Below are 8,929 nucleotides of genomic sequence, written 5' to 3'. Positions count from 1 at the left end.
ATATCACTTCATGACTACTTAATAGTTTAATCTTTAAGCTTGAAAAGTATAGGTTACCAACAAGAAACAGGAATTGTTGAGGAAGCATGGCAAAAGCAAAACGCGCCTATGTATGTAATGATTGCGGAGCAGATTTTCCGCGTTGGCAAGGTCAATGTAGTGCTTGTGGTGCATGGAATACTATCACCGAAGTACGCTTGGCCGCATCGTCGCAGGTTGCACGTAATGAGCGACTAGGTGGTTACGCCGGGGCGGTAACAGAATCACAAGTTCAAGTGCTGTCGGATATTAATCTGCAGGAAGTTCCACGGTTTTCTAGCGGATTTAAAGAGTTGGACCGTGTATTGGGTGGTGGTGTCGTACCCGGCGCGGCGATTTTAATTGGTGGTAACCCTGGCGCTGGGAAATCGACTTTATTGCTGCAAACCATGTGTCAGCTCGCGGCGTCAATGCCTGCTTTGTATGTCACGGGTGAAGAATCGCTTCAGCAAGTCGCGATGCGAGCCTCTCGTCTTGGTTTACCTAAAGATAAGCTTAAAATGCTGTCGGAAACCAATGTAGATCGCATTTGCCAAATCGCTGAAAAAGAGCAGCCCCGCATCATGGTCATAGACTCAATTCAAGTGATTCATGTGGCCGACGTCCAATCCTCTCCCGGTACGGTGGCACAAGTGCGCGAGTCTGCGACTATGCTCACACGCTACGCTAAGCAAAACAACGTTGCCGTATTTTTAGTCGGACATGTGACGAAAGACGGTACTTTGGCTGGTCCAAAAGTGCTAGAGCATATTATTGACTGCTCGGTATTGCTAGACGGAGGAACGGATACTCGTTTTCGTACTTTGCGCAGTCACAAGAACCGATTTGGCGCGGTCAATGAACTCGGCGTTTTTGCGATGACAGGACAGGGCTTGCGTGAAGTGAGTAATCCTTCTGCCATTTTTCTTTCGCGAGGCGAAGAAGATACTTCGGGCAGTTCAGTGATGGTCGTATGGGAAGGGACGCGCCCACTGCTAGTGGAGATCCAAGCACTGGTTGACTATTCACAATTAGCGAACCCAAGGCGAGTCGCCGTTGGGCTTGAGCAAAATCGCTTATCTTTATTGCTGGCTGTACTTCACAAGCACGGTGGCTTACAAATGTCCGATCAAGATGTGTTTGTCAATGTGGTTGGTGGCGTTAAAGTGACAGAAACAAGCGCCGATTTAGCCCTTCTCATGGCACTGCTTTCAAGCTTCAGAGATAAACCACTTGCTAAAGATGTCGTTGTTTTTGGCGAAGTCGGTTTGGCTGGAGAAATTCGCCCAGTTCCCAGTGGCCAAGAGCGATTAAATGAAGCATTTAAACATGGTTTTAAGAAAGCAATTATTCCGATGGCGAATATGCCTAAAGGTGGAATAGCTGGCATGCAATTGCACGGTGTGAAGAAATTATCTGAAGCAATTGAAGCATTTGATGAGTTATAAATCTTAATTAAACTCGCCTCTTTTACGGTTATGACCTATATTTCACCGACAGTTCGTAACCGTACTATATTTTTTTTCAAGCAAGCGTATGCAAGGGTATCAGTCTTGACAGATTGTGATATACTCTGCGCGCACTTTATACCTTATTAACAGAGTAAGACAATGGCAGATTTATCAAAATACAGAAACATTGGTATTTTCGCGCACGTTGATGCCGGTAAAACCACTACCACTGAGCGTATTCTTAAGCTTACTGGTAAAATCCACCGTACAGGTGAAGTACACGATGGCGCTTCTACCATGGACTTCATGGAACAAGAAGCTGAACGTGGTATCACAATTCAATCAGCAGCGACGACTTGTTTCTGGAAAGATCACCGTTTTAACGTTATCGATACTCCTGGGCACGTTGACTTCACAGTTGAAGTTTACCGTTCTCTGAAAGTTCTTGATGGCGGTGTTGGTGTATTCTGTGGTTCTGGCGGTGTTGAACCTCAGTCAGAAACTAACTGGCGTTACGCGAACGATTCAGAAGTCGCTCGTCTGATCTTCGTAAACAAACTAGACCGTATGGGTGCAGACTTCTTCCGCGTTGTAGGACAAGTGAAGAAAGTTCTTGGCGCAAACCCACTTGTGATGACTCTTCCAATTGGTCGTGAAGATGAATTCGTTGGCGTTGTTGACGTGTTAAACCGTCAAGCTTACGTTTGGGATGATTCAGGTCAGCCAGAAAACTACGAAGTTAAAGAAATTCCAGCAGACATGGTAGATCAAGTTGAAGAATACCGTGAAATGCTAATCGAAACTGCGGTAGAGCAAGACGACGAGCTAATGATGGCTTATATGGAAGGCGAAGAGCCAACTGTTGAGCAACTAAAAGCTTGTATCCGTAAGGGTACTCGTGAACTAGCGTTCTTCCCTACATTCTGTGGTTCAGCGTTCAAAAACAAAGGTATGCAGCTTCTATTAGACGCAGTTGTTGATTACCTTCCAGCTCCAGCTGAAGTTGTACCTCAAGATCTGACTGATCCTGAAACAGGTGAGCCTACTGGTGAAGTTGCAACAGTTTCTGTTGACGAACCGTTCCGCGCACTAGCATTCAAGATCATGGATGACCGTTTTGGTGCTCTAACGTTTATCCGTATTTACTCTGGTAAACTGAAGAAAGGTGACACCATTCTTAACAGTGCCACTGGTAAGACTGAGCGTATTGGCCGTATGGTTGAGATGCACGCGAACGATCGTAACGAACTTGATGCTGCTCAAGCGGGTGATATCATCGCTATCGTTGGTATGAAAAACGTGAAAACTGGTCACACTCTATGTGATCCTAAACACGAATGTACTCTTGAGCCAATGATTTTCCCAACGCCTGTAATCTCTATCGCTGTTGCTCCTAAAGACAAAGGCGGTTCTGAGAAACTAGGTATTGCGCTAGGTAAAATGGTTTCAGAAGATCCATCATTCCAAGTTGAGTCTGATGAAGAAACGGGCGAAACCATCCTTAAAGGTATGGGTGAGCTTCACCTAGATATCAAAGTCGATATCCTTAAGCGTACACACGGCATTGATCTTATCGTTGGTGCTCCTCAAGTTGCTTACCGTGAAACAATTACTAAAGCAATTGAAGACAGCTATACGCATAAGAAACAGTCTGGTGGTTCTGGTCAGTTCGGTAAGATCGACTACCGTATCAAACCAGGTGAGCCAAATTCAGGTTTCACGTTCAAATCAGTAGTTGTTGGTGGTAACGTACCTAAAGAATTCTGGCCTGCGGTAGAGAAAGGCTTTAAGTCTATGATGGACCAAGGTGTTCTTGCTGGGTTCCCTGTACTAGACGTTGAAGTTGAACTGTTCGACGGTGGTTTCCACGCAGTTGACTCATCTGCAATCGCATTTGAAATCGCAGCGAAAGGTGCATTCCGTCAATCTATGCCTAAAGCTGGTGCTCAACTTCTAGAGCCAATTATGCACGTTGACGTGTTTACTCCAGAAGATCACGTTGGTGATGTTATCGGTGACCTTAACCGTCGTCGTGGCATGATTAAAGATCAAGAAGCTGGCGTAACAGGTGTACGCATTAAAGCGAACGTTCCTCTATCTGAAATGTTCGGTTATATCGGTCACCTACGTACAATGACATCTGGTCGTGGTCAGTTCTCTATGGAGTTCTCACACTACTCTGCATGTCCTGCAAACGTTGCAGAGCAAGTTATTGCTGAAGTTAAAGCACGTAAAGAAGCTGAGAAGAAGTAATTCTTAAAAGCTAAGCTGAACGTAAAAAGCCCCACCAGTGAAAGCTGGTGGGGATTTTTTATGTAACAACGAAATAGAAAAGGGCATAAAAACCGATAAAAGCAGAACCGATAAAAGTAGAAACTGCCGGGCGAAGGTAGTTTATACTACTCAATTCATATCGTTTATACCCAAACAACTTGAAATTGCAGGTAGGCGGCAAGTAAGTTCATCCCCATGAGCATAGATAAACTATGTGATTGGGGTGAGCGAACGTAGCCAACACCGCTGCAGTTTCAAGTAGGAAGGGTATAGCTAGCCCTTAAGGTTGATATAGATTTCTTCAACTTTAATACGTGCCCATTCAGTTTTACGTAAAAACTTCAAGCTTGATTTAATACTCGGATCCTTTTTAAAGCAGTTAATATTGACCATATAGCTGAGCTCTTCCCAGCCATAGTATTCAACGAGCTCCGTGAGTAGTTTTTCTAAAGTGACCCCATGCAGCGGGTTATTACCTTGTGTCATGATCCAATTATTCAATAGTGTTATTTAAGCTAAGTATAGCAGGCACCGGAGTTAAATTAGGACAAAATATTAGGCAATATAGGAGGTTGTTAGTGTGAAAACTTGGTGTATTGGCAGGTTAGAGGCTAAGTCCAACCTGCACAATTAGAATGGATTACTCTTCCCAAACAACCAGTTGTCCTTTTGGCCAATGGTGGCCCATTTCATGATATTTCTGCTCTAATACATGCCGCTTGATTTTTAAGGTAGGAGTGAGTACGCCATTTTCGATTGACCATGGATCCTTTATCATTAGCACGCCTTTGATTTGCTCATGTGATTCCAATTCCTCATTCATCCGCGTAATGACTTTTTGAGTAGTACGCTCATAACGAACGCGATCAAAATGAGGGAAATTATGTGGAACAACCAGCAAAATAGGGGCGGGAAGCCCTAAGCCAATCAGACACATCATCTCGACTCGAGTGTATTCGAACAGTTTATTTTCGATAGGTACAGGGGCCACAAACTTGCCTTTGGCTGTTTTAAAGGTGTCCTTTTTGCGCCCTTGAATGGTGAGATAACCTTCAGCATCAATAAAACCGATATCGCCAGTATGTAGCCATCCTTCTCTGTAGAAAGACTCTTGCGTTGCGATATCATTTTTATAGTAGCCTGAAAATAGCCCTTTGCTGCGGACCATAATTTCGCCATCGTTAGCGATTTTTAGCTCAATTCCCGGCCCCGTTTGTCCAACAGAACCTATTTTATCTGATCTAAACGGGTAGTTGAGAGTGCTGTAAGCAAAAGATTCTGTCATTCCCCAAGCTTCAGTAATATTTAACCCAATTTTGTGATACCAAGCAAGGAGTGCTGGTGATACTGGAGCCGAGCCACAGCCGAGCACTCGAGCTTGGTCAAGTCCTAAGCCATCGGCCAGTTTTTTCTTGATAAGGGTGCTAACGAAAGGAATTTTTAGCAGAAAATTGAGTTTTTTCTGAGGTAATTTATCTTGAATACGTTGCTGAAATAGAGTCCATAACCTTGGTACTGAGATGAATAGGGTCGGACGGTGCATTTTCACATCTTCAATAAAGGTATCCAATGATTCGGGGAAAGCGGTTTGCACTCCGCCCATGATGGAAGAGCCAAAGATATAAACTCGCTCAGTAATATGAGCGAGTGGGAGATAAGAAAATAATCGGTCGTTTTCTTGAATGCCAATGTGATTAATGAGTTGCTGGGTTGACCAACTGAATGCTCCATAGGTCAGCATCGCTCCTTTCGGTAAGCCTGAGGTACCGGAGGTATAGACTAACGACATCAGCTTATCGTCATAATGCACTGGTCGATCTGTACTTGGTAGAGCGTGCTCAATCAGCTTAGTAAAGAGATGATCGCAGGCTGGCGCTGAATCATAGGGGAGCGCTATGCTAATTATATCGGGTAAATTGCTGAGTACTTGCTGAGTGGCTTGCCCGTTATCGAGTTTACCTACAATCACTATTTTTGTTTCACTGTGAGTGAGGCAATATTCGATGGTATCAGCGCCTGCGGTTGGAAAAATAGGTACGCTAATGAAGTCGCCGAGCATCATTGCGAGATCGCAAATAAACCATTCAGCGCAGTTCTTGGAAATAAGCGCAATTTTATCTTGAGGTTTGGCGCCTAATCCTTGCAGTGCAGAGACGAGTTTGAGTGCTTTGTCGGCAACCTCTGCATAGGTGTATTCAACAAATTGTCGGTTAATAATTTGTCTTAAATAAACTTGATTGGGGCGCTCCGCTGCCCATTTCAAGATCATTTCATTCGGTGGTGGGAGAGCACAAGTTGCTTTGCTTAACTCGTTAGGCTGAATCATTCTCTAACTCCATGTTAGTGGCAAAAGTATTATCGTTTTTATGTTAACGCTTTGTTAACTCTAGCATGATGAAATGATTAGGTAAAAGAAGATTGTGGTTACTAAACGTTAAAGTTGCGCGCTGGATTCACTTTCTTATTTTGACACTCCTAACTCCGAGTAGCGTTTATTTCTGTTCAGTTGATTCTATCCTTCGGGTCAATTTCTGGGTGGGTATCAATCACTTGTTTTAAGTACTCTTGATGATAACGAAGGGCATTGACACAGTGTTTATCAAGCTTGCCGCTCACGACCATTTTTTCCAGCTCGAGAAGGGCGAAAGGAACAGACCAAGCTTGTCTGTATGGACGATGACTTGTTAAGGCATCAAAGACGTTGGCAACGGCAATTATACGTGCCGATATGGGAATATCATCTTGAGTTAGTCCATAAGGGTAACCACTACCATCCAAAAACTCATGATGATAAGCGACGATCTCTTTTAATATGGATATGCAAGGGTGATCAGGTGTGCCAATCTCATCAATAATTTGATTAATGATATCAATACCTTTTTCTATGTGTGTATAGAGCTGAGCACGCTCTGGTTTATCTAATGTATTTGGGTTAAGCAATAAGCTCGTCGGTAGGGCAAGTTTGCCTATGTCGTGATAGCGTGAAAACTGGGTGATGTTATCAATAGCTTCATCATCCAGTTGATAAATGTCAGCAACCTCAATAGCGATGACTTTGGCATAACAACTAATGCGCTCTTTATGTTCTTTTGATTCTAGTTGATGTTCTGGGGAGCGTGCTTGAGTCAAATTCGCTATATCCAAAATGGTTTTGACTAAATCGTATTCAGAGCAAACTGCGAAGCGGATCATCTCGACAAAAGGTTCCACATCTTGTTTTACTTGTTCGGTAAATAAATGGCTTTGGCGCGAATTGAGGAAAATAAAGCCAATAAATACTTGTTGATGGTAAGTCGGAATCGCCAGTGATGAGCAATAACCTTGTTCAATTAGCCAGCGAGTATGAGGATAGTCTGGCTTCAATTGGAGTGGGATATTTTCAATGCTACGGCTCTGGCCGTTTTGTGCACATTGTTTAAGGACAGGAAGTTCAGCAAGTGGAAACTCGTAATGTATAAGCTCTCCGCCGTTAAAGGTGCTGTCGGCGTAGGTTTTTAAATGGTCATTGTGATGGTCGTATAGCGCAAAAGAGATGCGGTCAATCTCTGGGATTTTGACTTGCATTCGTTGGTGTATATTATCGAGTTGCTTATTGAGTGGGCCAACCTGTGGAAAATAGGCGTGCTCGCAACCTTTGCTATGCGTATCCATCGCGTGTTCCTCTGCGCTACAGGGTCTCCAAGGTTGAAATGGAGAGTATCTTCTAATTGATAAGTTTAGGACAGATAAGCGATGCGTGCGTGAAATTTAACTAAAAAATGGGTTATATAACCAAGCAATATGAGGTGCTACTGGAAAGCCGCTGGATGACGCTAGGTCACTAGATAAATACGGTTATTTGACGCCATGTTTAGTAGCAAGGCGTATAGCCGATTTTAGCTTAATCCAAGCGCAATGCCACTGAGCGTAAAGAATATAACCAGCCAGATAATAGGCAGTTTGAGCTGTTTTAGCAGGTAAAAACCGATCAGAACAATCGCCATGTCTAAATTGTTGCTGACCGAGCTTGTAAATACAGGGTGGTATAAGGCTGAGAGCAGCAAACCAACGACGGCGGCGTTAACACCGTTAATGGCTCCTGATACCGATCGATAGTTTGCTAAGGCTTGCCAATTTTTAAGCACGCCGAGCAGTAACAAAAATCCTGGCAAAAAGACGGCAATGGTGGCCAGGGTTGCGCCTAAGATTGGCGCTTGTGGTAGCAGAGCGTAACCAATGTAAGTGGCGAAGGTAAACATTGGACCAGGAACTGCTTGTGCTGCGGCATATCCTGTTAAAAACAGATCCGGATCAAGCGCGTCGCCAACCAAATTTTGTAGCAATGGAAGTACGACATGTCCGCCGCCAAACACCAAGCTACCCGCTTGATAAAAGTGGTTAAATAGAGCGATTTCAGGCATCAAGTGGCCGGCAAAAGGCAAACCGACCAGTAAGCCAATAAAGAGAGCGAAAGGGATGAAGGCGGGGACAAATGAACGTTCAGTGGCTAAATCTTGGCTAGGGAGCCATTTGACTCCGATCAGCGCTGCCACAATGAGAACTCCGATTTGCGTTCCGATACTGGGTGCAACAATCAGCATCACAGCGGTTGCCAAACATAACCCAACGGTTAAGCGATTCTTACAGAAGTTTTTATACATTCCCCATGTGGCATCCGCGACAACGACAACGGCTAGCAGTTTTAAGCCGTGAATCACGTTTTGAAATAAGGGGGCTTGTAGTAATTGGCTGCTGGCGATGGCAAGGGCGACCATGATCAAAACCGAAGGGAGTGTAAAACCAGCAAAAGCGGCACATCCACCCAGTAAGCCACCACGATGGTATCCTAGTGCAAATCCAACTTGGCTTGAACCTGGCCCTGGCAAAAACTGACTTAAGGCAACGATCTGTGCGTATTCTTTATCTTCAATCCATTTTAATTTTTCAACGAATGTATTGCGGAAATAACCAATGTGAGCGGCTGGCCCACCAAAGCTTATCCACCCAAGCAGAAAAAAAGTTTTGAAAATAGTAAACATGTGCATAAGCACTCTTAAAGAGACGTTGTTTCGCTACTTTAAAAGGATGTTTGAGCAGATTCAAATTTAATCCTTAACCATTTGTAAACCGCAGAAAAACGATAAACAGACTGGCATGGGTTAACTGAGTTTAAACTTAGTCCAAGCTTTTAATTAAGCGGTGTTTTT

At 43.9% G+C, this 8,929-nt stretch carries 6 protein-coding genes; 2 read left to right on the top strand and 4 right to left on the bottom strand.

Features of this window, described 5'->3' with window-relative positions; genetic code table 11:
• Nucleotides 1-86: 86 nt before the first annotated feature.
• Nucleotides 87-1,466: a DNA repair protein RadA gene (gene radA / locus VOR_RS0115320; RefSeq protein WP_010320575.1), complete on the top strand. Its 1,380-nt coding sequence runs from the start codon at nucleotides 87-89 to the stop codon at nucleotides 1,464-1,466.
• A gap of 162 nt (nucleotides 1,467-1,628) precedes the next feature.
• Nucleotides 1,629-3,722 (top strand): elongation factor G, encoded by a 2,094-nt coding sequence (gene fusA, locus VOR_RS0115315; RefSeq protein WP_010320574.1) that lies wholly within the window; start codon nucleotides 1,629-1,631, stop codon nucleotides 3,720-3,722.
• 294 nt (nucleotides 3,723-4,016) lie between these two features.
• Here the strand turns inward: fusA and VOR_RS0115310 are convergent, their stop codons facing one another.
• The 4 genes from VOR_RS0115310 to chrA form a co-directional block, all read right to left on the bottom strand.
• Nucleotides 4,017-4,229 carry a VF530 family protein gene (locus VOR_RS0115310; RefSeq protein ID WP_010320573.1) on the bottom strand — a complete coding sequence of 71 codons (213 nt, stop codon included), beginning with the start codon at nucleotides 4,227-4,229 and terminating at the stop codon, nucleotides 4,017-4,019.
• A 154-nt stretch (nucleotides 4,230-4,383) separates the two neighbouring features.
• Nucleotides 4,384-6,069: an AMP-binding protein gene (locus VOR_RS0115305; protein ID WP_010320572.1), complete on the bottom strand. Its 1,686-nt coding sequence runs from the start codon at nucleotides 6,067-6,069 to the stop codon at nucleotides 4,384-4,386.
• 176 nt (nucleotides 6,070-6,245) lie between these two features.
• Nucleotides 6,246-7,394, bottom strand: a complete 1,149-nt coding sequence (locus VOR_RS0115300; RefSeq protein ID WP_010320571.1) for an HD-GYP domain-containing protein — start codon at nucleotides 7,392-7,394, stop codon at nucleotides 6,246-6,248.
• 224 nt (nucleotides 7,395-7,618) lie between these two features.
• On the bottom strand, nucleotides 7,619-8,767 hold the full coding sequence (gene chrA, locus VOR_RS0115295) for a chromate efflux transporter (RefSeq protein WP_010320570.1): 1,149 nt from the start codon (nucleotides 8,765-8,767) through the stop codon (nucleotides 7,619-7,621).
• Nucleotides 8,768-8,929 lie beyond the last annotated feature (162 nt).

Source organism: Vibrio ordalii ATCC 33509 (assembly GCA_000257205.1).
GTDB classification, from domain to species: domain Bacteria; phylum Pseudomonadota; class Gammaproteobacteria; order Enterobacterales; family Vibrionaceae; genus Vibrio; species Vibrio ordalii.
This window is presented reverse-complemented; position numbering and strand designations above follow the sequence as displayed.

Coding starts and splice junctions, on each gene's coding strand:
- VOR_RS0115305 (WP_010320572.1), bottom strand. CDS start 6,069: ATGATTCAGCCTAACGAGTTAAGCAAAGCAACTTGTGCTCTCCCACCA.
- VOR_RS0115310 (WP_010320573.1), bottom strand. CDS start 4,229: ATGACACAAGGTAATAACCCGCTGCATGGGGTCACTTTAGAAAAACTA.
- VOR_RS0115300 (WP_010320571.1), bottom strand. CDS start 7,394: ATGGATACGCATAGCAAAGGTTGCGAGCACGCCTATTTTCCACAGGTT.
- radA (WP_010320575.1), top strand. CDS start 87: ATGGCAAAAGCAAAACGCGCCTATGTATGTAATGATTGCGGAGCAGAT.
- chrA (WP_010320570.1), bottom strand. CDS start 8,767: ATGCACATGTTTACTATTTTCAAAACTTTTTTTCTGCTTGGGTGGATA.
- fusA (WP_010320574.1), top strand. CDS start 1,629: ATGGCAGATTTATCAAAATACAGAAACATTGGTATTTTCGCGCACGTT.